The sequence below is a fragment of the Paenibacillus sp. EB106-05-06-XG162 genome (genome assembly GCF_058791655.1).
On sequence record NZ_JBYTDT010000007.1, the window covers coordinates 170,113 to 196,729 of the forward strand.

General features: G+C 47.8%; 28 protein-coding genes. 19 read left to right on the forward strand and 9 right to left on the reverse strand.

Translation table 11 applies throughout. From position 1 onward, the window contains the following. Positions 1 to 10: 10 nt before the first annotated feature. The 5 genes from AC3WU2_RS16930 (at position 11) to AC3WU2_RS16950 (ending at position 6,378) form a co-directional block, all read left to right on the forward strand. A complete protein-coding gene (locus tag AC3WU2_RS16930) occupies positions 11 to 1,204 on the forward strand; it encodes an MFS transporter (protein WP_492456137.1) in 1,194 nt (397 codons plus the stop codon). Between the two features lie 154 nt (positions 1,205 to 1,358). Continuing rightward, a complete protein-coding gene (locus tag AC3WU2_RS16935; RefSeq protein WP_492456139.1) occupies positions 1,359 to 2,072 on the forward strand; it encodes an ABC transporter ATP-binding protein in 714 nt (237 codons plus the stop codon). After that, on the forward strand, positions 2,065 to 3,663 hold the full coding sequence (locus AC3WU2_RS16940) for a permease-like membrane multi-spanning protein (protein ID WP_492456141.1): 1,599 nt from the start codon (positions 2,065 to 2,067) through the stop codon (positions 3,661 to 3,663). The genes AC3WU2_RS16935 and AC3WU2_RS16940 overlap by 8 nt, the downstream gene beginning before the upstream one ends. 515 nt (positions 3,664 to 4,178) lie before the next feature. Then, on the forward strand, positions 4,179 to 5,675 hold the full coding sequence (gene mqo, locus AC3WU2_RS16945) for a malate dehydrogenase (quinone) (protein ID WP_492456143.1): 1,497 nt from the start codon (positions 4,179 to 4,181) through the stop codon (positions 5,673 to 5,675). Between the two features lie 106 nt (positions 5,676 to 5,781). After that, positions 5,782 to 6,378 (forward strand): Crp/Fnr family transcriptional regulator, encoded by a 597-nt coding sequence (locus AC3WU2_RS16950; protein WP_492456145.1) that lies wholly within the window; start codon positions 5,782 to 5,784, stop codon positions 6,376 to 6,378. Here AC3WU2_RS16950 and AC3WU2_RS16955 read toward each other — a convergent pair. After that, positions 6,375 to 7,088: a DUF4386 domain-containing protein gene (locus tag AC3WU2_RS16955; RefSeq protein ID WP_492456147.1), complete on the reverse strand. Its 714-nt coding sequence runs from the start codon at positions 7,086 to 7,088 to the stop codon at positions 6,375 to 6,377. The two genes, AC3WU2_RS16950 and AC3WU2_RS16955, sit on opposite strands and share 4 nt — an antisense overlap. Before the next feature lie 161 nt (positions 7,089 to 7,249). Here AC3WU2_RS16955 and AC3WU2_RS16960 point away from each other — a divergent pair, with 161 nt between their 5' ends. After that, complete coding sequence (locus AC3WU2_RS16960) at positions 7,250 to 7,786, forward strand: P-loop nucleotide/nucleoside kinase family protein (RefSeq protein ID WP_492456150.1); 537 nt, start codon at positions 7,250 to 7,252, stop codon at positions 7,784 to 7,786. Positions 7,787 to 7,944: 158 nt separating this feature from the next. Here AC3WU2_RS16960 and AC3WU2_RS16965 read toward each other — a convergent pair whose 3' ends face one another. After that, positions 7,945 to 8,604 (reverse strand): TetR/AcrR family transcriptional regulator, encoded by a 660-nt coding sequence (locus tag AC3WU2_RS16965; protein WP_492456152.1) that lies wholly within the window; start codon positions 8,602 to 8,604, stop codon positions 7,945 to 7,947. Positions 8,605 to 8,897: 293 nt separating this feature from the next. Between AC3WU2_RS16965 and AC3WU2_RS16970 the strand changes: the two genes are divergently transcribed. From AC3WU2_RS16970 to AC3WU2_RS17005, 8 genes are all read left to right on the forward strand, one after another. After that, on the forward strand, positions 8,898 to 9,752 hold the full coding sequence (locus AC3WU2_RS16970) for an SDR family NAD(P)-dependent oxidoreductase (protein WP_492456154.1): 855 nt from the start codon (positions 8,898 to 8,900) through the stop codon (positions 9,750 to 9,752). Continuing rightward, positions 9,749 to 10,912 carry an SMP-30/gluconolactonase/LRE family protein gene (locus AC3WU2_RS16975; protein WP_492456156.1) on the forward strand — a complete coding sequence of 388 codons (1,164 nt, stop codon included), beginning with the start codon at positions 9,749 to 9,751 and terminating at the stop codon, positions 10,910 to 10,912. Before AC3WU2_RS16970 ends, AC3WU2_RS16975 begins: the two co-directional genes overlap by 4 nt. Positions 10,913 to 11,134: 222 nt before the next feature. Then, entirely contained in the window at positions 11,135 to 11,560 is a 426-nt protein-coding gene (locus AC3WU2_RS16980) for a DMT family transporter (protein ID WP_492456158.1), read from the forward strand. 36 nt (positions 11,561 to 11,596) lie between these two features. Continuing rightward, complete coding sequence (locus AC3WU2_RS16985) at positions 11,597 to 12,313, forward strand: Crp/Fnr family transcriptional regulator (RefSeq protein WP_492456160.1); 717 nt, start codon at positions 11,597 to 11,599, stop codon at positions 12,311 to 12,313. Next, positions 12,310 to 12,777, forward strand: a complete 468-nt coding sequence (locus tag AC3WU2_RS16990) for a DMT family transporter (protein WP_492456163.1) — start codon at positions 12,310 to 12,312, stop codon at positions 12,775 to 12,777. The genes AC3WU2_RS16985 and AC3WU2_RS16990 overlap by 4 nt, the downstream gene beginning before the upstream one ends. A gap of 295 nt (positions 12,778 to 13,072) precedes the next feature. Continuing rightward, positions 13,073 to 14,074 (forward strand): LacI family DNA-binding transcriptional regulator, encoded by a 1,002-nt coding sequence (locus AC3WU2_RS16995; protein WP_492456165.1) that lies wholly within the window; start codon positions 13,073 to 13,075, stop codon positions 14,072 to 14,074. Positions 14,075 to 14,169: 95 nt separating this feature from the next. Continuing rightward, complete coding sequence (locus tag AC3WU2_RS17000; protein WP_492456167.1) at positions 14,170 to 15,819, forward strand: glycoside hydrolase family 13 protein; 1,650 nt, start codon at positions 14,170 to 14,172, stop codon at positions 15,817 to 15,819. Between the two features lie 96 nt (positions 15,820 to 15,915). After that, entirely contained in the window at positions 15,916 to 16,818 is a 903-nt protein-coding gene (locus tag AC3WU2_RS17005; protein WP_492456169.1) for an aminoglycoside phosphotransferase family protein, read from the forward strand. A 113-nt stretch (positions 16,819 to 16,931) separates the two neighbouring features. Here AC3WU2_RS17005 and AC3WU2_RS17010 read toward each other — a convergent pair whose 3' ends face one another. Next, a complete protein-coding gene (locus AC3WU2_RS17010) occupies positions 16,932 to 17,921 on the reverse strand; it encodes a P1 family peptidase (RefSeq protein WP_492456171.1) in 990 nt (329 codons plus the stop codon). 44 nt (positions 17,922 to 17,965) lie between these two features. Here AC3WU2_RS17010 and AC3WU2_RS17015 point away from each other — a divergent pair, with 44 nt between their 5' ends. After that, positions 17,966 to 18,295: a hypothetical protein gene (locus tag AC3WU2_RS17015; protein ID WP_492456173.1), complete on the forward strand. Its 330-nt coding sequence runs from the start codon at positions 17,966 to 17,968 to the stop codon at positions 18,293 to 18,295. A gap of 164 nt (positions 18,296 to 18,459) precedes the next feature. Then, a complete protein-coding gene (locus AC3WU2_RS17020; RefSeq protein ID WP_018754323.1) occupies positions 18,460 to 18,741 on the forward strand; it encodes an alpha/beta-type small acid-soluble spore protein in 282 nt (93 codons plus the stop codon). Between the two features lie 133 nt (positions 18,742 to 18,874). Here the strand turns inward: AC3WU2_RS17020 and AC3WU2_RS17025 are convergent, their stop codons facing one another. From AC3WU2_RS17025 to AC3WU2_RS17045, 5 genes are all read right to left on the reverse strand, one after another. Next, positions 18,875 to 19,432, reverse strand: coding sequence for an SMI1/KNR4 family protein (locus AC3WU2_RS17025; RefSeq protein WP_492456347.1), 558 nt, complete (start codon positions 19,430 to 19,432; stop codon positions 18,875 to 18,877). 81 nt (positions 19,433 to 19,513) lie between these two features. Further along, a complete protein-coding gene (locus AC3WU2_RS17030; RefSeq protein ID WP_492456175.1) occupies positions 19,514 to 20,524 on the reverse strand; it encodes a DMT family transporter in 1,011 nt (336 codons plus the stop codon). A gap of 66 nt (positions 20,525 to 20,590) precedes the next feature. After that, positions 20,591 to 21,178: a TetR/AcrR family transcriptional regulator gene (locus AC3WU2_RS17035; RefSeq protein ID WP_492456177.1), complete on the reverse strand. Its 588-nt coding sequence runs from the start codon at positions 21,176 to 21,178 to the stop codon at positions 20,591 to 20,593. Positions 21,179 to 21,433: 255 nt separating this feature from the next. After that, positions 21,434 to 22,276, reverse strand: coding sequence for an aldo/keto reductase (locus tag AC3WU2_RS17040; protein WP_492456179.1), 843 nt, complete (start codon positions 22,274 to 22,276; stop codon positions 21,434 to 21,436). A gap of 14 nt (positions 22,277 to 22,290) precedes the next feature. Continuing rightward, on the reverse strand, positions 22,291 to 23,493 hold the full coding sequence (locus tag AC3WU2_RS17045) for an MFS transporter (protein WP_492456181.1): 1,203 nt from the start codon (positions 23,491 to 23,493) through the stop codon (positions 22,291 to 22,293). A gap of 143 nt (positions 23,494 to 23,636) precedes the next feature. On the opposite strand from AC3WU2_RS17045, the gene AC3WU2_RS17050 reads away from it, so the two are divergent. The 3 genes from AC3WU2_RS17050 (at position 23,637) to AC3WU2_RS17060 (ending at position 25,207) form a co-directional block, all read left to right on the forward strand. Continuing rightward, positions 23,637 to 24,032, forward strand: coding sequence for a winged helix-turn-helix transcriptional regulator (locus AC3WU2_RS17050; protein WP_492456183.1), 396 nt, complete (start codon positions 23,637 to 23,639; stop codon positions 24,030 to 24,032). A gap of 256 nt (positions 24,033 to 24,288) precedes the next feature. Beyond that, positions 24,289 to 24,702, forward strand: coding sequence for a VOC family protein (locus AC3WU2_RS17055; RefSeq protein ID WP_492456185.1), 414 nt, complete (start codon positions 24,289 to 24,291; stop codon positions 24,700 to 24,702). Between the two features lie 10 nt (positions 24,703 to 24,712). Continuing rightward, positions 24,713 to 25,207, forward strand: coding sequence for an effector binding domain-containing protein (locus AC3WU2_RS17060; protein ID WP_492456187.1), 495 nt, complete (start codon positions 24,713 to 24,715; stop codon positions 25,205 to 25,207). Positions 25,208 to 25,294: 87 nt separating this feature from the next. Here AC3WU2_RS17060 and AC3WU2_RS17065 read toward each other — a convergent pair whose 3' ends face one another. Then, on the reverse strand, positions 25,295 to 26,560 hold the full coding sequence (locus tag AC3WU2_RS17065; RefSeq protein WP_492456189.1) for an MFS transporter: 1,266 nt from the start codon (positions 26,558 to 26,560) through the stop codon (positions 25,295 to 25,297). Between the last annotated feature and the right edge of the window lie 57 nt (positions 26,561 to 26,617).

A 26,617-nucleotide genomic window follows, 5' to 3' on the forward strand; every position in this document is an offset into this window, starting at 1 on the left:
GTTGCATAAAATGACTGCTGTAAAAGAACAAACAATCGAGAAAAATATCCCGACATGGTTAACCATACTTCTGGCTGCCGCATGCGGTATTATTGTAGCTAATCTTTACTATGCGCAGCCCTTGATCGGGGTCATCAGCTCTTCAATCGGGCTGTCTGCAACCAATGCTGGCTTTATCGTGACAATAGCGCAGATTGGTTACGTCGTCGGCTTGCTATTTGTCGTACCTATGGGAGATATTGTTGAGAATCGAAGGCTGATTGTCATATCTTTACTTCTCACAGCGGTTGCCCTTGCCATTACGGCAGTATCGAAGCAAGCTGTGCCGTTCTTAGCCGCATCGTTTGTCATTGGTATAGGGTCGGTCGCTGCACAAGTACTCGTACCATTTGCGTCATACCTTGCATCCGAATCTTCACGCGGCCGTGTTGTCGGTAATATCATGAGTGGTTTGTTACTTGGAATTATGCTTGCACGTCCTTTGTCGAGCCTGGTCGCTGACTTCTTTGGATGGCATACCGTATTCGCTTTGTCTGCCGCAGCTATTTTTATTCTGGCAATCGTACTGTCGAAGGTGCTGCCTACAAGAAGGCCTTCGACAGACACACACTATACAGCTCTACTCGGTTCGATGTGGCACTTGCTGCGAACAACCCCGATCTTACGCCGTCGGGCTGCATATCATGCATGTGTGTTTGCGACGTTTAGCTTATTCTGGACAACAGTTCCATTACTGTTATCTAGCCCGACTTTTCATTTTTCTCAGAAAGGCATTGCATTGTTCGCGCTTGTCGGCGTCGCAGGTGCAGTAGCTGCGCCTGTGGCTGGACGGTTGGCCGACCGCGGCTGGACTAAAACCGCTACAGGGATTGCGCTCGCTACGGTTGTCATTTCTGTTTTGTTACCGCTTATGATCCGTAGTAGTTCACCCATCGGCATTGCTGTTCTTGTCGTTGCAGCCATATTATTGGACGCCGGTGTATCCGCAAATCTTGTGCTCGGACAACGTGCGCTCTTCTCATTGAGTCCGGAAATTCGCAGTCGTCTGAATGGGCTTTTCATGGCTATTTTCTTTTTTGGTGGTGCCATCGGATCCGCAATTGGGGGGTGGATATACGCCACGGGCGGATGGAGTGCCGCGTTATGGATTGGGATAGCTTTCCCGATCATTGCCATACTTTATTTTGCCACAGAGAAGAAGTAGTTCTATGCGTCGTCCTGTTTTTCATTTTATTCATGTGAGCAAATGAACTTTCAAGATAGGCTGCACGTATTATAGCTATTCTACTAGAAGAGCGTATAGGCACAGATACGATCCTATTAAAAGTTCAGAAACCGCAATGAAAGGGTGAAGGGAATTGCTAACAATAAAACATTTTTCCAAGTGTTATAAGGGTGGCAAAAAGGCAGTAGACGACTTGAATTTAGTCATCGAGCGTGGCGATATCTACGGCTTTATCGGACATAACGGTGCAGGTAAAACAACAACCATCCGAGCAGTAGTCGGTGTACTTGACTTTGAAGAAGGGGACATTGAAATTGATGGCATTTCGATTAAAAGAGATCCAGTAGCCTGCAAAGCGATTACCGCGTATATTCCTGATAACCCGGATCTATACGATCACCTGACCGGCATACAGTACTTGAATTTTATTGGCGATCTCTTTAGCGTATCCAAAGCTGATCGTGAGTCACTCATTAAAAAATACGGCGATGACTTTCAGATTACTGCCTACTTCGGAGATCTGATCTCTTCGTATTCTCATGGCATGAAGCAGAAGCTTGCCATCATCTCTGCTCTCATCCATAGACCAAAGCTGCTAGTGCTGGATGAGCCCTTTGTGGGACTTGATCCAAAGGCTGCTCACATGTTAAAGACGATCATGGCCGATCTATGCAGTAATGGCAGTGCAATTTTCTTCTCAACCCATGTACTGGATGTGGCGGAAAAGCTCTGCAATAAGATTGCGATCATTAAAGCGGGGAAATTAATAACGCATGGCAAGACAGAAGAAGTAAAAGGGGACAACAGCCTTGAAAATGTGTTCCTGGAGTTGATCGATCATGATTAATATATGGAGATTAACGAAGATACAGCTGCTTTCTTCATTTGGCTTGAATAAAGCATTGCATACGCACGATGTTAAGGAAAGACGCAGATTACTCCTGCTGAGCATCGTTATTCTGATTAGTGTGGTCATGGTTGGAGTGGTCTCATTCGGATACAGCTTCATGATGGCACTGACCTTTGAACAAATAGGCCGTATGGATCTCTTGCTTGCCATTATGATGGCTGTAACTTCGGTTATGGGGTTCTTCACAACGATCTATAAGGCAAGCGGGGTATTATTTAGCTTTAAGGACTACGATTTGGTGATGTCGTTGCCTATTAAAACCAGCCATGTTGTAGCGAGTCGTGTTCTTCAGCTTTATGTGCTGAATTTATTTTTTACTTTGATGGTGATGCTGCCGGCTGGTGTGGTTTATGCGATCAAAGTGAATCCTGGAATGTTCTATTATCTGTTGTATCTCACGACGCTCTTATTTATTCCGTTAATACCCATTATTGCTGCAACGATCATTGGCTCACTAATTAGCTGGATCTCCTCTCGGTTCAAAGGGAGTCATGTGATCAGCATCATCTTAACTTTTGCAGTCATCCTTACAGTTATGTTTGGTTCGTTTCGTATGAATGGAAGTGTGCAGATACTTTCGGATATGGGTACACAACTGGCAGATATGATATTCAAGCTATATCCACTTACGTCCATATATGTAGATGCTGTCTGCTCGTATCAGATGGGTTCTTTTCTCTTATTTATTGTGATATCGGTTCTTGCATTTATGCTATTTACCATTGTGCTTGGCACAAGATTTAAAGCGATATATACAGGAATAACCACCTCTCATGCCAGCAGCAAATATCAAATGAAGCCGCTAGAAGCAGCATCACCTTTTCTTGCACTTTATAGGAAGGAGCTGCGTCGATATATTAGTTCTTCCTCATATGTGCTGAATACGAGTATTGGCATGATTCTTTTGCTCGCGATGTCGATTTCCTTGCTGTTCATAAGTTCGGAGAAACTCGGGCAACTGGTTGAAATCCCGCAACTTTCTACTTATCTAAGCAAACTGGCACCACTGGTCGTTTCTATGTTTGTAACGTTAAGTTGCACAACGTCAAGTTCCATTTCACTTGAAGGCAAAAATATATGGATTTTAAAAAGCTCACCCGTCCCAAAACAAACGATACTGCTTAGCAAAATCGCGGTGAATCTTACGGTTACCATACCTATGCTGATTGTTAGTTATGTGCTGCTTATGATATCCTTGCGCACGGGATGGATTGAAAGCTTGCTATTGCTTGCTATCCCTATGATTTATGCCTGTTATTCAGCGATGATGGGCGTGCTGGTCAACTTGAAATTTCCCAATCTGGAATGGACAAGTGAAGTTACGGTAATCAAACAAAGCGCATCGGTCATTGTGGCCATGCTTATAGGCTTCATCAGTCTAGTCATCCCATTTGCATTAGTTCTTCTTCTGTCCAATGTAAATGGCAATCTGATCTTGTTAGGGATTGGACTGATCATGATAGCGGTGTGCAGCGTGATTTTTAGATATATCCGAACGAAAGGGGAGCAGTTGTTTCAGACGCTTTAACCATCAGCGTAAAAAGTGGGAGGGGATTCCCTCCATAAATGCAACGCAGCCAATGCTACTGCGTTGCATTTATATTCGCTGACGTGAGCAAAATGCGAATCACATTTTTCATATGGTTCATCCAGTCCGAATCCTCCAGTAGCGGCAAATTTTTTTTAAGTATTTTTTAAGCGATAATCAAATTCAGTACTAACAATTGGATATTTTTATGATATGATATATGAATAGTTCTCAAAATGAAGGAAATCGTGATTTTTTGCTGTTAACATTGCTTTTTTCAAGTTGTTGGTGAGCATGGCGAACCAAAGCCACAACCCTTACAAGTACATGGGTTAAGGCCTTGGTTTTTGTGTTATTCCTAGGGTTTTGTGTCATTACCTAAAATTTATCGGTTTTTTATAGCATGTAACTATCATATAATAGTAAATATCTTAATCTATTAATATTAGTGAGCCTAAACAGGCAGGAGCGCCTACATTATTTCTTTCAAATACTAGCGTGTAAGGACGGTAAACATGAGCGACAGACAAACCGAAACAGACGTTATTTTAATTGGTGCCGGAATCATGAGTGCGACTTTGGGGACAATACTGAAAGAATTAGTACCGGACTGGAAAATTACAGTGTTTGAGAAGCTAGCAAGTTCAGGAGAGGAAAGCTCTAACGAATGGAATAATGCGGGAACGGGCCATGCTGCACTGTGCGAGCTTAACTACACGGACGAAAAACCGGATGGATCGATAGATATCAGCAAAGCTGTAAAGGTTAATGAACAGTTTCAAGATTCCATGCAGTTTTGGTCTTATCTTGTACACAGCAATTTGATTCGTAATCCGCAAGACTTTATCATGCCGTTGTCCCATATGAGTTTAGTACAAGGGGAACAGAATGTAGCTTTTTTGAAAAAACGTTTTGAAGCGATGTCAGCCAATCCTCTGTTTCCAGGAATGGAATTTTCCGATGACCCGAAAAAACTGATGGAATGGATTCCGCTTATTATGAAAGACCGTGCACTGAACGAACCGATCGCGGCAACAAAAATTGACTCGGGCACGGATGTTAACTTTGGCGCTTTAACGCGCATGTTGTTCGATCATCTAAAGAGTAAAAACGTCGGTATCCATTACAAGCATAGCGTAGATGATATTAATCGTACTAGCGATGGCTTGTGGGAATTGAAAGTACGGAATGATAACGGTAAAGTCGAACGCCATACTGCAAAATTCGTCTTTATCGGCGGCGGGGGCGGGAGTCTTCCTTTGCTTCAAAAATCCGGTATTCCTGAAGGAAAACATGTTGGTGGATTCCCGATCAGTGGACTATTTATGGTGTGTAATAATCCGGAAGTGGTGGCACAGCATCATGCCAAAGTTTACGGCAAAGCTAAGGTTGGCGCACCTCCAATGTCTGTTCCGCATCTGGATACCCGATTCATCGATAATAAAAAATCGTTGCTCTTTGGACCGTTTGCCGGCTTCTCGCCAAAGTTCTTAAAAACCGGCTCCATGTTCGATTTGTTAGGTTCGGTAAAACCGAATAACGTTACAACGATGCTCGCGGCAGGTGCCAAGAACCTCTCATTGACAAAATATTTAATCCAGCAAGTGATGCTATCGAAAGAAAAGCGGATGGAAGAGCTACGAGAGTTTATCCCGAACGCCAAAAGTGAGGACTGGGATTTGCTAGTCGCAGGCCAGCGTGTGCAAATTATTAAAGATACGGCTGCCGGCAAAGGAACGCTTCAATTTGGTACGGAAGTGATTAGTGCCGAAGATGGCTCGATCGCTGCATTGCTCGGCGCCTCTCCGGGTGCTTCTACCGCCGTATCCGTCATGCTTGAAGTCATCAAAAAATGCTTCCCTCAGCATATCAAGGCGTGGGAGCCGAAAATAAAAGAAATGATTCCTTCTTATGGCGTGTCCCTGTTGAAAAACCCAGAGCTTATCCACGAAATTCATACTTCAACAGCACGGACGCTTGGTCTGAATAAAGAACTGCAATCCGTCAGGTAGACAGCACAAAGAATACAAATCAGTTAAGCGGCCTTCGTCCTAAGTTCCATGGGATGGAAGGCCTTTTGAGTAGATAACGGTATCTTCGCGATGAAAGGAACGAAATATGAAAGAAATATTGTTCGAGTACATGACGAGATTGACATCCTTGAACGAAGAAGAACAACAGGCTATCGTTGAAGATATCCTGATTGAGGAATACAAAAAGGGAACAGTGCTCCTTCGACAAGGAGATGTCCCCACGAAATGTTATTTTGTGTTAAAGGGATGCGTAAGGCAGTATTCAATTAATGAGGCGGGAAAAGAGGTCACCTCCAATTTCTACACGGAGGAGCAAGCCATCGCGATCTCCAATTCTTATAAACGAGATAAGTCATCCGAGTACACATTAACGTGTCTTGAAGACGCGGTATTGGTCGTTGGCGATCTAGCGATCGAAGATGACATGTATAACAAATACGATCAATTGGAATCCATGATACGCAAGATGATCGAGGAGAAGTTCGGTCAAGTCCAAGATGAATACGCTGCTTTTATCGCTTCTACACCTGAAGAACGCTTCAAGTCACTATTACTGAACCGGCCCCATTTAATCGATCGCGTGCCTCAACATCAATTGGCAAGTTATCTCGGCATTACCCCCGAGTCACTAAGCAGAATTAAGAAGCGAGTCTATACAGACAACCATGAAGCAGATATTTAGGCCGTTATCGTGACTTTCCCGCCTTTGAACAGCAGCCATAACCCAAAGCCCAATTCTCCTACAATCATTGGCACAGTAAATATAAGTTTAAGTACGGTAATGACCCCATCGAATTGTGGGAGAAACGCGTTGCATAGGTGAATGAGTATATAGCCTGCACCAGCAATCATCAATAAGATACTAATGATTCTAGGTATGCCGTTGGATTTGACAGCCACCCCACCCACAATGAGCAAGTGCCCACCAAAAACAATTAAACCAATCGACCACATAGATTCAAAAGCATTTAAATACAGCATGACTTGTGCTTGAAGCGGATCGGATATCGCTAAAGGGTCAGCACTGTTCGCGAGCAGCCGCACAAATAGTAAATTCAATATGGCTATTCCCAATATCGCCGTATAGGTTAGACGGAACCATGCACCGAGCAGTGAAAGGCTGTTGTTCATTGGCTTCAGGAACATATAGAATGCCCAAGTAACCACGATGTCACTAATCAGGATGATGACCCAACCGAAGATTTCAGCTTTGAAAAGCGTGCTTGATGACATGAGATTATGAAATGTGGCGCTGGCATCTCCTTGCACTACAAGGCTTGCATGGACATAGCCATACGAAAAAAATGAAGCAAGTGTCATGATGATAAGCGATATGCCCGCAATCAGAGCAGGTTGTCGCTGATCCGTTCGTTGTATTCCTGTGGTAACCATCCAAATAACCCCCTAAACGTTCTGTGTTAATCTCATTGTAATCGGAGGGTTATAACGGTTCATTGACTTAAATCAAGGGAATTCGTATTTGGAGGTAGTGATTGAATCATCGTCTTGAATAAGGGCTATCTCAACAGACCCGAGTGGAGGGATTATGAATAATGAATCTTATTCCATGTATCATTCTAGTAACCGGTATTATGGCTAGCGGTAAATCGACAGTTGCGCAACTTCTTTCTGAACATTTCGATAAATCAGTACATCTTAGGGGGGACGTATTTCGTAAAATGATTGTGAATGATCGTAAGGAGGTTCATCCGGATGCAGACAAAGATGAGCTTAACCAACTTCGACTCCGCTATCGACTGGCTGCTCAAGCTGCAGAAACATATGTGAAGGATGGGTTCACGGTCATTGTACAGGATGTAGTTGTTGGCCCTATGTTGAATGATTTCATTTCGTACATTTCATATCGTCCGTTCTATGTGGTTGTTCTTTGCCCTGATCCCGATGTCGTCGCACAAAGGGAAGCTGAACGGGCTAAGACAGGATATGGGATATGGAGCGTAGCCGCACTGGATGACGTTCTCCGGCAAGAAACACCACGTACTGGAATGTGGTTAGATTCATCAAAATTAACCGCAGAAGAAACCGTCGATGAAATATTAAAACGAATGGAGACAGAAGCTCGTGTATAGAATATCAAATTGATAGGATAATCTTGCCGTTACAGACAGCGCGGAGAACCGTACCGCAAGTATCGGCAAGTTTTGGCGACCCGCCGTAAGGACTTCGAACATATATGTCGAGGTTTTTTCTGTGTAAATTTTTCTTGAATGAAGATGGCTTCTACTGTCTAGAAGCCGCGACTTGAAAATAACGATCCAACAATCAAAGACAACGTTTGCTTGTAAACGGCATGAGCGGATTGCACATCACCCAAATGTCCACCCATGTAGAGATGGATAACGCCGTGAAGCGACGCCCAGAATATACGGACGACGGTCTCCGTGTCATGCGGACCGGTAATCAGTCCCTGCTCTTGCGCATTGCCGATTACCGTCAACAATTGCCGCATTGCTGTCACGGTACCGTTCATGCTCTCCTCGTCCGGTTTAAAATCCGCGAAGGCTCCCCCGAACATCACCTTGTAATAGCTGGAGTAACGCTGTCCGAATTGCCAGAAAGTCTCGCCTAAATGGAGCAGCTGCTGTGCAGTATCGTCAGTGTGCGGCGTTCCCTCGAGTTCGTTGGCGAGAAGCTTGCAGCCGTCGAGATACAGCTGCTGAGCCAGCCCCTCTTTATTGACAAACAGACTATATATGATTTTGGTCGAGCAATCCATCTTCTGCGCAACTTTACGTACTGTCACAGCTTCAGGACCCTCATCATGCAAAATCGTTGCCGCAGCATCGACGACGAGCTTACGGAGATTTTCAGTATTTTGGAGACGAGCCTCCTGATACGTTTTCAACTTCCGTGTATTTGCAGCGGAGGGACTATTTCGGTCGGTCATCGCTATCACCCTCTATTCATGCGTTTTCGATAAGAAACAAGGTTTTCGATTCATAACAGGAATTTTAAATTGTTATCTGACCGTTGTCAATGCGACGCGGAATGCTCCGAACCAGCGATTAAAAAAACGATGTTGACATTCTAAAAAAGCATGATTACAATGAATCTAATTGGAAACAGTGTTACCGAACATGCAGGAATTCTTGACTCTGATGGGAGTCAGGATTTATTTATTAACGCTTTGGTAACAGTGTTTCCTGATGAAAACAATGAATTCGATAGGAGAGTTGTAATATGAACATTCAAGGAAAATGGGCTCTTGTCACGGGAGCTTCTTCCGGCATCGGAGAGCAGTTCGCCCGGCAATTAGCCAAAGAGGGCGGCCACCTCGTACTCGTAGCCCGATCGAAGAACAAGCTGGAGAGCCTGGCATCGGAGCTTAGAAAGAAGCATGGCGTCAAGGTCGAGGTGATCCCTGCCGATCTTGGCCAAGAGGGTGCACCAGGCGGTTTGTATCGGCAATGTCAGCTTCTGAATTTGGAGATCGAACTGCTGGTCAACAACGCAGGCTTTGCCACGCACGGTTTATTTGAACAAGTGTCAGGCGTGCGCCAGCATGAGGAAGTCATGCTCAATGTTGCCGCTGTTGTAGATATGACGCACTTGTTCCTGCCCGAAATGCTGCGCAGAAACTCCGGCGCCGTTATCAATGTCGCTTCGACCGCCGGATTTCAACCCCTTCCCTATATGGCCGTATACGGAGCGACGAAAGCTTTCGTGTTGTCGTTTACCCAAGCTTTGTGGTGGGAAAACCGCAACAGCGGCGTCCAATTTTTCACACTTTGTCCGGGAGCAACGGACACCGCATTCTTCAGCGTCGTAGGTACGGAAGAAGCGGCTGTCGGTAAGAAAGACACGCCGGAGAGAGTCGTAGAAGTTGCGCTTCGAGCGCTGAAGGATGGGAAGCTGTATGTTGTTCCAGGTACGCAGAATTATATAGGTACGCAGATCGGACGATTCATGACGAGGAAGCAGGGACTTCGGCTCGTTGGCGGCATGCTTCGCCCGCGCGACGGCTCCGTCAAGCATAAGAAGCCGCCCGGTCCGTCCGATCTTGCAGGATGGATGATCCAGGAGGTGCACTCATGACTCATTCGCCAAAAGATTCAGCAAATGCTGCTGCACAAGCAAACCGTCCCAAACGTTCGCGATTGAAACGAATACGGAACGTGGGATTATCTCTGCTCGCTATAATCCTTCTTGGAATCATCATTTTCGTGGTCGTGCCCTCGCCTGTCGATCCGGTGAAATGGAACGCGCCGACAGGCCCCTCTTTTACGGAACCGGGGCCGTGGCAAGAGAACGACAAGCTCAGTCCGGCCGAACTGGTCTCGGATGCTCCTCAATTCCCAGAGTTCATTACGTTTGACAAGGTAGGCGTGCTCTATACCGGGGATTCCAACGGAGTAATTTACAAGGTTGGTTTCGATGCGGAGGGCAAACCGCAGAAGGCCCAGGTGTTTGCAGACACCCATGGGACACCTAACGGGCTCAAGTTCGATGCCAACGGCAATTTGATCGTTACAGATATCAAGAAAGGGCTATTGTCCATCAACCCGTCTGGGACCGTACAGGTGCTGGCTGATCATGTGGATGGCAAACCGATCTACTTGGCTAACGAGCTCGATATTGCGCAGGACGGCTCCATTTATTTCTCCGACACCTCGACCTATGGTCGCGTGCTGTTCAAAGAAATGGCTGAGGGCAAGCCGCATGGACGCTTGCTGAAGTACGATCCGGCAACCAAGCAGACGAGTGTCCTGTTGGAAGGACTCTATTTCGCCAACGGAATCGCCCTGTCCAGTGACGAAGATTATGTGCTCATTGCGGAATCCTATCGTTATCAACTGACTAGATATTGGCTGAAGGGTCCGAAGAAAGGCACATCCGACATTTTTACGGACAATCTCGCAGGTTTTCCTGACAACATTTCGCGTGACGAGCAAGGCCATTTCTGGGTGGGGATCTTCACAACGCGCTTATCTTTTGTAGATCAGATGCATGGCAACCCGTGGCTGGCTGGTCTTATGGCCAAAGTGCCGCAGGCGCTGCTTAACGGGGCAAGTGCGCCAGTGAAGCACGGGTTTGTTGCGGAGATCAGTCCGGATGGGAAAGTCATTGGAAGCTGGCACGATCCGGAAGGCAAGCTGTATGGGGTAACTACGGCAGTCAACCATAACGGATATTTATATATTGGAACCGCGCCGGGAGGCAGTAAGGGTGTTCATCGGGTACCTTTGACCCAATAACATGAAGATCGGAGGCGTGACGACAATCCAGCCTGGAAGTAACTTTCCATTATAGAGATGCTCAAGTTCTGCTTGAGTTTGGGGGCTTTCCTAGTAATAGGGAAAGTCCTTATCTTCGTCTATTTGTTCTCGATCTTATGAATGAGGACATATGTCCTTTCTCGATTCCTCGACTCATTGTTAAATAAGAGAAAGCGTTGGAGATGGGGAGGAAATCAAAAGATGAAGGGCTTAATATATGCATGTCTGGGAGGTGCTTTCCTGACATTGCAGGGTGTAGCGAATGCGGCCATCGGAGAGCATATCGGGACTTGGCAGGCTGCCACGATGACTCAGGGTACAGGATTTGTAGCAGCGATGCTGCTCGTCTGGTTGGTCGGCGATAAGTCTTGGCGAAATCTCAAGCAGGTGAAGCTGGTATATCGGTTCGGCGGGGCTTTTGCAGCCTTCATCCTCTTCAGCAACATAACGGCGTTTCACCAGAATGGCGCGGCATTGACTGTATCGGCTGTCCTAATCGCCCAAATTACTGTAACTTTAGTGATGGAGAAGATGGGTTGGTTCGGCTCAACCTCGCTGCATCTGCGGCCTTCTCAATGGATCGGCGTAGGGTTTATGGTTATTGGCATCCTATGTTTAACATTCTAAAGATTGTAATACCTAACATGGGAGGAATCATTACGTATGAAAGAGATCATGGACAAGGGAAAGATCGATCAATATCTCAACCAATTTGGGTTGGAAAAAGTTTTCCCAGAACCGTTACGACAACATCTGGCCTTATATCGTTTTGAACCGGACGAAGCGCTTTGTTTGCAAGGCGAAGAACCCCAGTTTTTATTTTTGCTGGTACAAGGAAAGGTAAAAGTGTATACAACATCAACGGAAGGAAGAACATTGCTGATTAATTTTACAAATCCGCTCGGGGTCATTGGGGAAATCGAATGTCTGAGGGGTAAGGAGAATCTAAACACGGTGACGGCGGTGTCCCCGGTTGAGACGATCGGAGTCTCTAAACGTTGGGTAGAACAGAATGCGTTGGAAGCATCGTTTTTACGATTTTTACTTGACATGGTGGCCGAAAAATTTTACATGAAATCGATCTCACTGAGCTCCAATCTGCTATATCCGGTCGAAGTCAGGCTCGCTAGTTACCTCTTGTCAGTCTCATATGACGACGAGGTGGAGGCAAATCCAAGAGTAAGCATGTCAAATATGAAGGATACGGCGAACCTGATCGGCACGAGTTACCGGCATTTGAATCGGGTTCTACAAAGCTTCTGTTCTGCAGGGCTGTTGGAGCGGAGAAGAGGCAAACTCGTGGTGATAGATAGGAAGGGGCTAACCGCTGTGGCTGGCCAGAATATTTACGAGAAAGGCGAAAGGAGGAATGGAATATGATCATGGGCATTGTGTTGGCGTTAGCAGCAGGCTCTCTGATAAGTGTTCAAACGATGTTTAATAACAAAGTTAGTGAAGCTGTCAGCTCCCAGACGACGACAGCTCTGGTGCTGGGTATGGGATTCTTAGCATCGTTGTGTATGGGCGTGTTGTTCGAAGGAACGGAATACTTTACGCTCGGGCCTATACAGCCATGGTTCTGGTTCAGCGGCTTGCTAGGAATAGGTGTCGTGACATGCGTAGTAAGGGGAGTGAAGCTGCTGGGACCCAGCAACGCGATCGCCATGGTCATGGCTTCTCAGCTTATCTGTGCTTTATGGTGGGATTCCTTAGGCTGGTTCGGGCTGGAGACCGTTCCTTTTACGTTTCAAAAAGCAATAGGGGCGATTGTGTTGATCAGTGGCCTGATTTTATTCAAGGCAAAGCCGAAAAAAGTACAAAAGGTGGAATCGTCTATCCTATAGGGATAGACTTTTTTAGTGAAGCGCGAGGGAGTAACGTGCACTTCGGGTACTACAAGAGTAGAAATAAGCCCAGCCTGCCTTAGGGTGGCCATTTTCTCATAGACAGAGGATTTATCTCCCGAGAAATTATGAGTAGATATTCCTGCGGCTTTCAAATGGGTTGCTGGGAAAAACAATTGACAGAAGAAAACCAGGGTACTAATATAAGTTACGTAAACGTTTACCTTATCAGATAGAACATGAATATATCAATGAAATTCGATTTTTAGAAAACGTTTGCGTGGAGGGTAGCTGGATGGCAGCAACGATTAAGGACATTGCGAGAGTAGCCGGCGTCTCGACCGCAACGGTATCTCGAGTAATCAACAACCTCGGCGGCTATAATGAGGAGACCGAGAAGAAAGTGAACGCTGTCGCCAAGGCATTAGGATACCGCAAGAACGAAAATGCCCGCAGCCTGGTGCAGAAATCAACCAACACGATCGGTGTCATTATGCCGGATGTCACGACGTCCTTTTATGGCGATATCATTCGAGGCATCGAGGATATGTCGTATGAGCATGGATACAGCGTAATCTTAACGCATGCCGGCAGTAGCGGGTCCCGGATTCATGAGAGCTTGAATCTTATGGGAGAACGTAGGGTTGATGGGCTGATCATTGTATCGATTGAGCTGCATGATGCCGCGATAGACGCGTTAACATCGCTTGATATTCCCTTTATTTTGCTCTCGACGATGACGAATCGGGAAGATATGCCATATCTGAAAGTGGACGATTACGCCGCAGCCTATGCCGCCGTCGAACATCTCATTACGAACAATCATCGCGTCATCGGCATGGCCGGGGCGAACCCGAATGATCCGATTTCCGGGGCGCCGCGAATTCATGGTTATACGCAAGCGTTGCGTGATCACGGCATCAAGGTCGACTTGAATCTGATCAAGGCAGGGGACTTTAGCTTCGAATCTGGGCAAGCGGCGATGCAGTCGTTCCTCGAAGATCAAACACCGATAACTGCGGTGTTCTGCGCAAGCGATGAAGCCGCATTAGGGATCATCTCGACGTGCTTCGAACATGGCATTGGCGTTCCCACGGACCTGTCCGTCGTCGGTTACGATAATTCCAAGGTATCGCATATGTCGATTCCGCCGCTCACGACAGTCGCTCAGCCGTTATACGACATGGGGCGGGAAGGCTGTTCGGAATTGATGGACGCGGTTCAACATAAAATTAAGATTGAGTCCAAAGTGATTCCGCATGAACTGGTGGTGCGCAAGTCGGTCAGATCATTATAAATTCCTCGTCAGAGGTTTTTATTACGCTTTACGTAAACGTTTACGTTGAAAGATAGAAACTACACTCGAATTTCAAATGGGGAGGAATGAATTCAATGCAAGAGACAATGACGAACGAAAAAGAAGTGAAATGGTGGCAGACCGCCGTTGTCTATCAAATTTATCCGAGAAGCTTCCAAGACAGCGATGGGGACGGGATCGGGGATTTGAGAGGGATCATTAATCGGATCGACTACCTGAAGAAGCTAGGGATTACGGCGGTCTGGTTGTCGCCAGTCTACAAATCGCCAAATGATGATAATGGTTATGATATTAGCGATTACGAAGACATCATGGATGAGTTCGGGACCATGGCGGATATGGAAGAGTTGCTGGACAAAGCGAACGAGGCCGGCATTAAGATCGTTATGGATTTGGTCGTGAACCATACGTCCGATGAGCACAAATGGTTCATTGAGGCGAAGAAGAGCCGAGATAACGAGTACCGTGATTACTATATTTGGCGCGATCCGGTGAACGGGGGTGTCCCGAACGCACTTGGTTCCGTATTTAGCGGTCCAGCATGGGAATGGGATGAAGCCAGCGGCCAATATTTCCTGCATTTATTCAGCAGACGCCAGCCGGACCTGAATTGGGAGAACCCGAAGGTTCGTCAAGAAGTCTACGATATGATGAATTTCTGGCTCGATAAAGGGGTCGGCGGTTTCCGGATGGATGTCATCGATTTGGTCGGCAAGATCCCGGATCAAGAAATTACAGGCAACGGACCGAAGCTGCATGAATATTTGCAAGAAATGAACCGCAAAACATTTGGATCTCACGATGTCCTTACGGTAGGTGAAACCTGGGGAGCTACACCGGAAATTGCGAAGCTGTATTCAGACCCGGCACGCAATGAGCTGTCCATGGTGTTCCAATTCGAGCATGTCATGCTCGATCAGCAAGAAGGCAAAGATAAATGGGATTTGAAACCTCTAAATATCGCGGAATTAAAAAGCGTGCTGGCGAAATGGCAGACGTCGCTCGGTAACCAAGGCTGGAACAGCTTGTTCTGGAACAATCATGACCTGCCGCGCATCGTATCTAGATGGGGTAATGATCAGGAATTCCATGATCAGAGCGCGAAAATGTTCGCTGTCCTCCTGCACATGATGAAGGGTACACCTTACATTTATCAGGGTGAAGAGATTGGCATGACGAACTGCCCGGTCTCGAGCATTGATGAGGTCGAAGACATCGAGGCTGTGAATATGTACCATGATCGATTGGCTAAAGGGTACGCCGTCGAAGATATTATGACTCCGATCAACGCTAAGGGACGCGATAATGCCCGCACACCGATGCAATGGGATGACAGCAGCAACGGTGGCTTCACGACCGGCAAGCCTTGGCTGCATGTCAATGCGAACTACACGAGCATTAACGTGAAGCAGAATCTCGATAACCCGGATTCGATTTTTTATACGTATCAACGGTTAATCAAGCTGCGCCAAGAGAATCCGATTGTCGTCTGGGGCGATTTTGAATTGATAGAGCATACGGCTGAGGAAGTATTCGCCTATTACCGCAACTATGAAGGAGAGAAATGGCTTGTCGCTGCGAACATGACGACGAAGGAGAATGTTTTCGCAGCAGATGATCGAGTGACGGAGATCATTATGAGCAATTACAATCGGACCGAGATTGATGTTGCGAACTTGACCATGAAACCATACGAAGCCTTTGCAGTCAGAGTGCAAGGATAAAGCAGAAGAAGCCCGCATGCTATTTGTGTGGGCTTTTTGCTTGTGGGATAATAGGGGGGAGTGAGCCCAAAAATATGGGAAGTGGAGGGCGAGGAAATGAAGGATATTGACGTGAATCTGGTAACACGTCTGATCGAGGAACAATTTCCCGAATGGTCTGCATTCGAGATTAGACCCGTTCAGGTGAGCGGAAATGACAATAGAACATTTCATCTAGGGGAGCGGATGAGCGTAAGATTGCCAAGCGCTGCTTGTTATGTACCTCAAGTGGAGAAAGAACAACGATGGCTTCCGATCTTAAGCAGGCAGTTATCTCTGCCGATTTCACAGCCGATTGCCATGGGACGTTCTAACGATGAATATCCTTGGCCATGGTCCGTGAATCAATGGTTGGATGGCGAGGCATTGTCTCAGAACATTCTGGAAGATGAAGATCGGGGTCAATTGGCTCGGGACTTGGGGGCATTCCTTCGCGAACTGCAGTCGATTGACGCTTCGGAAGGTCCTCTGGCTGGATCCCATAATTTCTATCGGGGCGGGTCGCTATCGGTCTATGACGAAGCGTCACGCACGGCGATCTCGAGCAATCAAGAGGTATTCGATGCTGAGCTATTGATGTTGATATGGCATCAGGCGTTGGCATCGGAGTGGACGCGGGAACCGGTCTGGGTTCATGGTGATATCGCTCCTGGTAATCTGTTAGTCCAGTCAGGGAAGCTCTGTGCGGTCATAGATTTTGGCGTCCTGGGCGTGGGCGATCCGGCTTGCGATGCCGCGATGGCATGGACCTTCTTCGATGAAGGGAGCCGGGAGACCTTCAAGCAGGTCTTGCAGATGGACGAAGAGACATGGGATCGTGCTAGAGGATGGGCGCTGTGGAAAGCGCTAATTACGTACGACGGGAATAAAGATACGGATAAAGTGCGAGCGGAAGAAGCCTATCACGTGATTCGTACCGTCATGGACGAATACGCGTCGGCGAAAGCGAACCGCGCCTGAAGGGGATCGTCGAAAGAGGACTTCTATCTATCCACGGTAAAAGAATAAAGAAAACGTGTTGAACACAAAAACAACCATGGCCTATATTGAACTCGGCCATGGTTGTTTTTGTGTTATTTCGGCTCGGGCTTCACGTATCCATTGTAAGCCATCCGTACGCCCCGTACGATTGCCTTCTCCAACACGATCGCTGCGGCGGTACCGACTGCGGAGACGGCGAAATCGCCAGTCAATCCGCTCGTGTCGGACCAAGTAGCCATACAGAAGACTGTGTCGCCATCGCTCTGAATATGCACGGGTGAGATGGCTCGTGCCATGCCGTCGTGGGCAAGGGTCGCGACCCGTTCGGCTTCCGCCTTCGTCAGACGCGCCGTTGTGGCGATGACGGCAATCGTGGTGCCTCTTACCTGTGCGGCCGGCGGAATGTCGCCTTCCAAGATGGCTCGCGTCTGATTGATGAACGTATTGTCCGGCCGCAGCGCACCGGCAATAATGTGTCCGCTGTCCCAGACGTCGCCGAGCGCATTCACCACCGCGATTGCCGCTACAGTCGGCCCGCCTGGGATCGTCCACGATGCCGTTCCTATGCCGCCTTTCATCGGCCGGCCATATATTTTTCCGACCGTGGCACCTGCCCCTGCGCCTACGCTTCCTTCAGCCACCGGGCCTGCGTTCGCTGCGACACAGGCGGCGTACCCCATATGCGCATCGGGTCTTCGAGCGCCTTTGGAGAACACGATGTCGAAGATCACAGCGGCAGGTACCGTTGGCAGCGGCCCAGCCTCCGTCATATAGCCGATACCTTGCTCGGCCAGCCAGTGCATGATCCCATCGGACGCAGCCAGTCCGAAATAGCTGCCGCCCGTCAAGAGGATGGCTTCCACCACATCCGTCGTCGTGCCTGGGCGGATGGCGTCGGTCAACTGCGTCCCCGGTGCACCGCCTCGAATATCTACCCCTGGAACGGCACCTTTCGGGCAGAGGATGACAGTGCATCCCGTACGGCCACTCTCATCCTCTGCATGACCGACCAAGATCCCCGGTACGTCTGTCAATCCGCCCGTGAATTTTAATTCTTCGTTCTTCTGCGCTTCCTTCCTCATGTCCTCACCTCTTGATATGAACGTATGAGATGGGAGCTGAATGCTTGCTAGTACGGAGAAAAAATATTGTTTTGATCGGTGACTACCCTGGCTTTCCGTTAATCCGTGAGGGGTATATTGACCCTTTTATTTTTATCGGTAACATTTTCTATGATGTGTTTGATATCACGCAAATCACGTACTTTAATGATGAACTCCCTCTATATAACCCAACGGAGTATAACACCGTAGCCATTGTTCTGAAAAGAAACGGGCAGGTGGTGGATGTGCTGGGAGATCCGAACTCCACAACGCAATTTATGCCGAACGGCGGGACGCTTGTGCGCAAGTCAGGAATCTATACCGGTTCCGCTGCATTATCTCGGAACGCATAAGAAGTGAACGATTTCAACAACTCTTGAATCGGTTGAGGGCTGCTTGTTCTCTCCGGTTTAAGAGTTTTTCTTTTCCCTCTTGGTTATTAACGGAAGCAATGATTAGGCGTCGATATCGTCTTTTCTGGGCATGCTACTGAAAACAGGACTAGGAGGGGTTCCAAATGTCTCGAAGAAGGAAATATGCCGTGCCCGGCGTTGAGCGCGGAATGCAGCAATTTAAGGCTGAAGTGATGCGACGCGAGGGGTATAACGTGAATCCGGATCGGCCAGATGATGTGAAATACGAGGTCGCCAAGGAACTCGGTGTGCCGCTTGAGCCGGGGGACAATGGGGATTTGAGCACCGGATCTGCAGGCAAGGTTGGCGGTAGAATCGGCGGATCCATGGTTCGAGAAATGATCCGACTCGCGCAGCAGGAGTTAGTGGATCGGAAAAAGGAGTAGCGATCTTGCGTATGAATGTAAAAGTCGGGCTTTCCCGATTTTCGGGAAAGCCTCTTCTATTTGACTGATATGACCTGTCCTTGAGTCAATACAGCAGTCCATTACTGCGGGTTCATTCGAATATAGCCTTGGGCTAGTATTCGTTCAATTCATCGTCTATTGATGTCTTCCCCATGCACAGCTCTGCGAAAGAATTAGCGACCTTCCTGCAATCCTCATAGCCCAAATTACCGGAGTGAGCTGCAAGAATCGGGTACTCCCCCTCACGCATGTCAGCTCGCATATCAAAAACATAATGATTGCCGCATCCGTCCATGCCAAAAGAAACCGCTCCCTGCATATACTCCGGTAACTCATAGGCTAGATTCATCTCTCTGAATTCAGCCGCGCCGAAAAATTGAAAGTATCTGTCCCCGTTGCCGAACTCTCCACCGTTGGAATACCTGAGGAATTGGAGATAGCTATCGGGTAGTTTCATTTGCGGGATCGTCCACCGAGAGGGATCGAAGGGCGTATATTGACGATGGAGTGGATCGGTCACGGGAAAAGGATTCCGCTGCCGCTCCACGATTTCCGCGATTTCTTCCTCGGTCATCGGCATATTCCAGGTGCTCAGGAAGTGCTGCAGGTCGTTTTCGGGCAAGCCTTCCTCTTTCATATATTCTTTTTCGAATACCGTATTCCAGTTCATCATTAGAGCCTCCCAACACAAGCGTCATATAGCCCCACTATACCGTTCGACTTGTTGGCTGTCCATGTGTGGGGGTCCCATTTACATTCGGGCAGCACTTTGTACAGGATTTACATCTGGACTCATCATTTTCCGGGCAGGTTCCGTCGCTCTCCGCCCCATCAGATTCGTTCCAATCACACCAACGATAATCATCACCGAACCGATAAGATGATACCAAGTGACTTCTTCACCGAGGACCCAGGCACCGGCGGCGATGGACACGATGGTCGAGAGATTCGTAAACACGCTCATTTTCGATGCTTGGATGCGGGACAGAATATAACTTCCCATCAACGCGGTGGCGAGCTGGACCACACCAAGATAGGCGATCAACAAGAGAAAAGAAACGTCTGCGAGTGGTGCGAATAGGCTGCTCAGCGTTCCATTTGCCGCATGGGTGGTGAATGAATGAACGAGAGTCGCGACCAAGCCTGTTCCTATCATGAAATAACTAATTTCTGTCACGCTAAAATGTCGGGAAATGGAACGAGCGAGCACACTGTATCCAGCAAGAACGACGCATGCAAGCAGCAGTAGGAGAATCCCTGTCATTTTGGAGAAATCGATACCGCTTCCCTTCATGATGAAGATAAATAGAACGCCTGATACGGATAGCAGTGTGGACAGTTTTTGCAAGAAAGACGTTGCTTCTTTCAAAAAAACCGAAGCGAGGATCATGGTGACGACGGGGGTAAACGAGCTTATGATGCCTCCCTCTGCGGAGGTGGCGTGCTGCAGTCCAAATGTTTGTAACATGAAGAATCCGAGTGGATACATCGTCGCCAGCAGCAGCAGTTTATAGAGCGGCTTGCCACGGTAGTTCAGCTTGACGAAGCCGAACGCTACTGGGATGGACAGCATCACAAACGCTGCGGCAAAACGGAACGTCAGGGTATCGAGCGGGTTCGCATAGTCTAACGTCATTTTGACAAACAAATAGGATGCGCCAATTACAACAGCGTTAATCACAGCCAACAGATAAGCCAGCCGTAACCCTTTCGAGCGGATAGACGCAGCTGGATGATATTTCATATTTTTTTCTATCGTCATCTCAATGAACCTCCAATTTGGTTGTTTGTCCGTCAGTACTTACTGACATACTGTTTGTAAAAAAAGCTAGGGGGTTAAAGCCCTAGCGAATATCTTCACACTCTCATACATGAAAGGTTCAAGCGCGATATCAGGGTAGTTCTTCCCTGCTTCCAGATCGTTAACGAACGCTCCGAACTGCGACATCATGAAGGTAAAAGCCTGCATCTTCGGATCCGTGCGAATCATCTTGCCCTTATCACCCATCGCGATGAAGTAATTCGTCAGAATCTCGAGTAATTGCAGCGGATGCTGCTGTGTCCGTTCCTTGAATCCGGGTAATTGAACCTCATCTCTGGTACTGATCTGGATCAACTTCCGGTTGCGGTTCATGATCTCATGGTACGTCCTGGAGACCGTAAGCAGGTCCTCTTCGAGCTCCCACACCAGCTTCTCCTTGAAAAGCTTGCGCATTTCTTCGGCATAGTGATATCGGTCGAAGGCGGATTCGAGGAGCTTCTGCTTGCTTCCGAAGTGTCGGAACAGCGTCTTCTCGCTTAGCCCGGCAGCTGTGGCAATCTCCTGCGTGGTTACGCCATTGTAGCCTCTCTCCGAGATCAGGTTAATCGCAGCTAACAACAGTCTGTCGCTGCTTCCCAAATTGTTGTTCTCCATATGCCAGAATCCTCTCTCTACACACAATGTCTGTCAGTGGTTACTGACATCATAATATTCCCATTCCATCCACCTGTCAAGAGCTACTTAACCAATTTCTTGATAAAGATGGTCTACATCATTTAACAGGTCAGGTATCCAAGCGTCTGATCCCGGGATGATATCGATGCCGTCATATACACTTGATATTTTTCAAGACTCATTTTTTATGCAAAAAAACGCCAATCCTCCATGTGGGAATTGGCGTTTCGTGTATTAAAAATCAAAATTATCCGGATCCGGGCCAACGCGCAGATCCTGATTCAATCCATCAATTTGCGCCATATCGTTCGTGCTCAATTCAAAGTCGAACAGCGCAGCATTTTCAATAATGCGCTGCTCTTTAACGGATTTCGGAATGGTGATGACGCCATGCTGCAAGTCCCAACGTAGAATGATTTGCGCAACAGATTTGCCGTACTTCGCCGCAATGTCAACCAATGTCGGGTTATCCAGTAATTCGCCTTGCATTAATGGGGACCAAGCTTCAAGCTGGATGCCCTGCTCCTTCGTGTAATCAAGTAATTCCTTCTGTGTCAATCGAGGGTGGAACTCCACTTGGTTCACCATCGGTTTGGTTTGAGCCTTCGAGATCAAATCCACCAAGTGATGAATTTGGAAGTTGCTCACACCAATGGCTTTGACGCGGCCTTCACGGTACAAGGTCTCCAGCGCTCTCCATGCCTCGTTATATTTCCCCTGCACAGGCCAATGGATGAGATAGAGATCAAGATAGTCGAGGCCTAATTTCTCTAAGCTGACTTCATAGGCAGCCAATGTGGACTCATATCCTAAGTCGGCGTTCCACACCTTGGATGTAATAAATAGATCTTCCCGTGCCAGCTCGTTCTCCTGCAGAGCTTCTCGAATGGCTTGTCCGACACTGCGTTCATTCCCGTAAATGGCAGCGGTGTCGATGCTGCGGTAGCCATGAGCAATAGCCGATTTGACGGCTTGCACCAATGTGTCACCTTCTTCGACCTTAAATACCCCTAGTCCGAGACCGGGCATGTTCACGCCATTGTGTAAAGTCATTGTATCTTGCATGTGTTTCATCATCTGATGTCATCCTCCTAAAATGTTGTTATGACGGTTCTTTGATCTCTTTTCTCCAAGGCACGGGCCCAGGCTGTCAAGAATACGGCCCCTAATACCATCAAGGCTCCGATCCAGGTGGTATGAATGATTCCGATTGAATCGGTAACGACACCACCCAGATAGGCCCCAATCGCAATGCCTGCGTTGAATGCGGCGATATTGACGGCGGAAGCGACATCTTTGGCCTCTGGGGCTAAGCGTTCAGCCAACATGACGACATACACCTGCAAGCCAGGTACATTCATAAAAGCGAACATCCCCATGAAAAAGATGGTGATCAGCCCAGCGATTTTGAAGGGGGCCGTGAACGTTAATAGGAACAGAATAACGGCTTGAATGGCGAACATATAGAATAATGCCCTCAAAGGCTTGCGGTTAGCCGCTTTACCTCCGATCATATTGCCAATCGCAATGGCAACGCCATAGACCAGAAGAATGATGGCGATCGTCTTCTCATGAAATCCGGTTATATCGTGGAGCAGCGGGGATAAATAAGTAAAGACGACAAACGTACCCCCGTAGCCTAAAGCCGTAATTGCAAAGACAAGCAGTAATCGAAAGTTTGTAACGAGCTTGATTTGATCGCCAAGACGTACTTTGGCGCTTTTACGCAAATTCGAGGACACCAGCATCAAATTTGCGATAAAAGCCACAACCCCGACAGCGACAATGGCAACAAAAGCCGCCCGCCATCCCATTTGCTGCCCGATAAATGTACCTAGAGGAACCCCGGTTACCGTGGCGATGGTAAGTCCGGAGAACATGATCGAGATTGCGCTTGCCCGGCGATGCTCTGGTACGAGATCTGCTGCAATCGTAGAGCCGATTGACATGAAAATACCATGAGATAGCGCGGAAATGACACGTGCAATGAGTAGAACAGTGATCCCACTAGCCATCGCGGCGAGCATATTGCCGGCTATAAATACGACCATGATCCACAGCAGCAGCGTTTTTCGTGACACATTCGAGGTCAGGGAAGTCAGGACAGGCGCTCCGAAGGTGACGCCTAACGCATATAATGTGACGGTTAATCCAGCAGTGGTAACCGATATATGAAAATCTTCAGCGATTAAGGGCAGCAGTCCCACGCTGATAAATTCGGTTGTTCCGATTGAAAAGGCGCTGATGGCCAATGCGAGCAACGCCAACATGCTTCTTTTATTCTCTATCATCATGGTTCACACCCTTGCATTATTTATTGTGATATCCGGCCGGTAACTGCTATTATGAATGGTATAGTTCGAAATGAACAGTAGGTACTTTTTTGTGCTATAGGTACTTAAAAGTACCTGTAAATAGATAGCAAGGGGATGAAGCAATGGCGGAAGAAGCTGTAGGGAAGAAGAAATATAATATTTCTGTCGAGGCGACGTTGGAAGTGATCGGCGGCAAGTGGAAATGCGTCATCCTATGCCATCTCACGCATGGGAAGAAACGGACAAGCGACCTCAAACGTCTGATGCCTGCCATTACGCAGAAGATGCTAACTCAGCAATTGCGGGAGTTAGAGGACGACGGCATTGTGAATCGGATCATCTACAATCAAGTGCCACCAAAAGTGGAGTATGAACTGAGTGAATACGGATGGAGCTTGAAGCATATTCTGGATTCCTTATGCGCTTGGGGAGAGAATCATATTATCAAGGAGTATGGCGATAAATTCGCCGTATTGGAGGATAACATCCTCAATAATAAACAACAGATTGATAGCTAAAGGTGACAAATTGCGATAAGGAAGGCCTATTCCAAGAAAATGGATTAGGTCTTTTTGTTATGCAGAAAAGGTTAGAAGCCGGTATGGGATGGTTTGCGAGAATTCAGACTTGTACAACAATGGGATATTTGCTATTCAGCAAAAAGGATTTTACCGTTATCTCGCGAATATGTTCTGTAAAATATTGTATAGTTAGAATTTGGATGAACGAGACTGTGGTTTTACGAAATTGAAAATGACACATGGAGGTAGATCAATGAACCAGCAGAAACAAACCCAAGAAGAAAACGATACGCAAACCAGTCCGATCAAGAACAAGGTTGGTAGTATTTTTGTCCCCGTTCGAGATATTGAGAAATCGCGCAGTTGGTATTGTCAGGTTCTGGGGTTGAAGGAAGCGGACTGCAGCATTATGAATGGCCACTTATGCCCTCTGCCCATGGTTGGAACCGGAATTATTCTAGATACGATGCCGATGTGGGGAGGCGATCAGCCAGGCGGCGCCCCTTCCATTGATACACCTGCCTTTATGCTATTGACGGAAGATCTGAAGGGTTCATTCGAATTTATGAAGAAGATAGGTGTGGAGCTCGTAACCGAAATTGAGCATGATCATTGGTTCGTCGTGAAAGATCCAGATGGTAACAAATTAATGATTTGTGCTGAATAGGGGGATATGAATGAACGAGACCGTAGTTCCTGTTTTGCCTGAGATGGTGGCTCAAATTGTGGAGCACAGTGAAATGAAGTTGATCGGCATTCCGTGTATTGGTCTTAATGATATGGGTAGCAAATATCAGCATGCCAAAGATAGCTTGCTTGGGCTCTCCGCTCATATGCCTCAGATCATCGATTCTTCTGTCCAGTATGGTATGTGGCCGCAGGTTACCGGGCAAAATACACCTGATACGCATGCATACATTCTCTGCGTGGAAGTGACTAGTTTCGATGGCATACCGGAGTGGTTTGCACGCATGACGATTCCAGCGCAGCGCTGTGTCGTAGCGGCTAGCAAAGAAGGGGACTTCGATGGAGCCGGACGTGTGATCGATACTTATATCGCCGAGAAGGGATTGAAAGTGGATCATCAAGGGTACCCTTACACCATCTGCGAGCGGTACCGCTACAACGCTGAAGGTTTCGCGAGATATTCTCTGCCGATAGTGTCTGAGTGATAATGTAAGGTGAGGCCATCCTGTAGAGGGTGGCCTTTTCATGTTGGGTAAAACAAACCTTCATCTTGACCATACGAGAATCGTGAATTACGCACTTTTGAACGCAACAGCTTGGTTGGCTGGCGCAGGCCACAACATTTTTCCGAATAGTATGCCTACTAACCCGAGCAGGGCGATTACCATCCCGAAATTCAGGAAGGTGGCCGCAGCACCCGTTACTTGAACCAGCAGGCCCCCAAGCAGTGGCGCTCCAATCATCACAATCCCTAAGATCGTGTTCTGAATGCCGAATATGCGGCCGATCATATGCGGGGGCGTTTCTTTTTGCAGACAATAGTTGAACGTCACCATGAATATCCCATTGCCGACGCCCATGATGAATCCTAATATCAGCACAGGCAGTACGGAAACCCCGACAGGGAGCAGCCCAAGTCCTCCAATCGATAGGCCGATCAAGGCATAACCACTCCCAAACCTCCACCCATAACCGATTGAACGCTTGATACGATTCATCGCGACAATGATAAGAATGGCTCCAGCACCCGATGCCGCTACCATCCAGCCGAGCAGTGATTCCTGATCCGGGGCAACCGTTCGGAACAGGCTGGTGAACTGAAAGTCGACCATCTGAATGGCAAGTGCCCCGGTTAATCCGAACAGCATGGTGACGAGCAACAGTCGGCTGTGCAGGATGAAGCTCCACCCTTCTGCCCACAGCGTACGCAGCGGAATGGGCTGCTCTGCATCAGGCAATTCCCTGCCATTTCTCGTCTCGGTATGTTTGACGGTGAGCAGCAGCAGATAAGAACCTAATCTTAAACAGGCACAAATCAAAATACACCATTGCGGCGATAACATGGACAGCGCGAAGCCGCCTAACAAGGGGCCGGCGATTTTGGAGCCTTGGTTCACGATGCCGTTGAGTGAGGTGGCCTGAAGCAGCTGATCCTCCCTGACGATGCTGCGCGTGAACGCTTGCTGTGCAGGCACGTTTAACGTCGAGATGGCTGCACGCAGCATTAGAAGCGGGAGAAGCCATGCCATGTTGGGCGCGAACAGCACGAGTAATGTCAGGATTGTCGTCAACAAATCGCAAATTCGCATGAGCTTCAGCTTGTTCATCCGGTCGGCGGCGGCACCTGCAACTGAACCGAGCAGAATGCTGGGCAGCGCATTGGCGACCGGAATGAGGGCCAGCATCAGCGGATCGGCCTGCCAGCGATACCCGACAAGCACCTGGATGGCGAGCATATCGAACCAGTCCCCGAAGGATGCAGCGGCAAAGGCACTATAGACGCGCATGTATATTTTGTTACGAAGCAGGCTGGTCCCTGCTTGTTGTGAAGCGATCATGCGTCATTCCTCCAAATCACGATTAAGATCGAATAGGGCATGATTTTACTGTAACGG

What these genes read in the sequence shown, in the direction of transcription:
- AC3WU2_RS17030 (WP_492456175.1), bottom strand. Translation starts at nt 20,524, where the DNA reads ATGACGATAGAAAAAAATATGAAATATCATCCAGCTGCGTCTATCCGC.
- AC3WU2_RS17005 (WP_492456169.1), top strand. Translation starts at nt 15,916, where the DNA reads ATGAAGGATATTGACGTGAATCTGGTAACACGTCTGATCGAGGAACAA.
- AC3WU2_RS16975 (WP_492456156.1), top strand. Translation starts at nt 9,749, where the DNA reads ATGACTCATTCGCCAAAAGATTCAGCAAATGCTGCTGCACAAGCAAAC.
- AC3WU2_RS16940 (WP_492456141.1), top strand. Translation starts at nt 2,065, where the DNA reads ATGATTAATATATGGAGATTAACGAAGATACAGCTGCTTTCTTCATTT.
- AC3WU2_RS17000 (WP_492456167.1), top strand. Translation starts at nt 14,170, where the DNA reads ATGCAAGAGACAATGACGAACGAAAAAGAAGTGAAATGGTGGCAGACC.
- AC3WU2_RS17060 (WP_492456187.1), top strand. Translation starts at nt 24,713, where the DNA reads ATGAACGAGACCGTAGTTCCTGTTTTGCCTGAGATGGTGGCTCAAATT.
- mqo (WP_492456143.1), top strand. Translation starts at nt 4,179, where the DNA reads ATGAGCGACAGACAAACCGAAACAGACGTTATTTTAATTGGTGCCGGA.
- AC3WU2_RS17040 (WP_492456179.1), bottom strand. Translation starts at nt 22,276, where the DNA reads ATGATGAAACACATGCAAGATACAATGACTTTACACAATGGCGTGAAC.
- AC3WU2_RS16980 (WP_492456158.1), top strand. Translation starts at nt 11,135, where the DNA reads ATGAAGGGCTTAATATATGCATGTCTGGGAGGTGCTTTCCTGACATTG.
- AC3WU2_RS16995 (WP_492456165.1), top strand. Translation starts at nt 13,073, where the DNA reads ATGGCAGCAACGATTAAGGACATTGCGAGAGTAGCCGGCGTCTCGACC.
- AC3WU2_RS16930 (WP_492456137.1), top strand. Translation starts at nt 11, where the DNA reads ATGACTGCTGTAAAAGAACAAACAATCGAGAAAAATATCCCGACATGG.
- AC3WU2_RS17050 (WP_492456183.1), top strand. Translation starts at nt 23,637, where the DNA reads ATGGCGGAAGAAGCTGTAGGGAAGAAGAAATATAATATTTCTGTCGAG.
- AC3WU2_RS16985 (WP_492456160.1), top strand. Translation starts at nt 11,597, where the DNA reads ATGAAAGAGATCATGGACAAGGGAAAGATCGATCAATATCTCAACCAA.
- AC3WU2_RS17020 (WP_018754323.1), top strand. Translation starts at nt 18,460, where the DNA reads ATGTCTCGAAGAAGGAAATATGCCGTGCCCGGCGTTGAGCGCGGAATG.
- AC3WU2_RS16950 (WP_492456145.1), top strand. Translation starts at nt 5,782, where the DNA reads ATGAAAGAAATATTGTTCGAGTACATGACGAGATTGACATCCTTGAAC.
- AC3WU2_RS16955 (WP_492456147.1), bottom strand. Translation starts at nt 7,088, where the DNA reads ATGGTTACCACAGGAATACAACGAACGGATCAGCGACAACCTGCTCTG.
- AC3WU2_RS17035 (WP_492456177.1), bottom strand. Translation starts at nt 21,178, where the DNA reads ATGGAGAACAACAATTTGGGAAGCAGCGACAGACTGTTGTTAGCTGCG.
- AC3WU2_RS16960 (WP_492456150.1), top strand. Translation starts at nt 7,250, where the DNA reads ATGAATCTTATTCCATGTATCATTCTAGTAACCGGTATTATGGCTAGC.
- AC3WU2_RS17045 (WP_492456181.1), bottom strand. Translation starts at nt 23,493, where the DNA reads ATGATGATAGAGAATAAAAGAAGCATGTTGGCGTTGCTCGCATTGGCC.
- AC3WU2_RS17010 (WP_492456171.1), bottom strand. Translation starts at nt 17,921, where the DNA reads ATGAGGAAGGAAGCGCAGAAGAACGAAGAATTAAAATTCACGGGCGGA.
- AC3WU2_RS17055 (WP_492456185.1), top strand. Translation starts at nt 24,289, where the DNA reads ATGAACCAGCAGAAACAAACCCAAGAAGAAAACGATACGCAAACCAGT.
- AC3WU2_RS16970 (WP_492456154.1), top strand. Translation starts at nt 8,898, where the DNA reads ATGAACATTCAAGGAAAATGGGCTCTTGTCACGGGAGCTTCTTCCGGC.
- AC3WU2_RS16990 (WP_492456163.1), top strand. Translation starts at nt 12,310, where the DNA reads ATGATCATGGGCATTGTGTTGGCGTTAGCAGCAGGCTCTCTGATAAGT.
- AC3WU2_RS17025 (WP_492456347.1), bottom strand. Translation starts at nt 19,432, where the DNA reads ATGAACTGGAATACGGTATTCGAAAAAGAATATATGAAAGAGGAAGGC.
- AC3WU2_RS16965 (WP_492456152.1), bottom strand. Translation starts at nt 8,604, where the DNA reads ATGACCGACCGAAATAGTCCCTCCGCTGCAAATACACGGAAGTTGAAA.
- AC3WU2_RS17065 (WP_492456189.1), bottom strand. Translation starts at nt 26,560, where the DNA reads ATGATCGCTTCACAACAAGCAGGGACCAGCCTGCTTCGTAACAAAATA.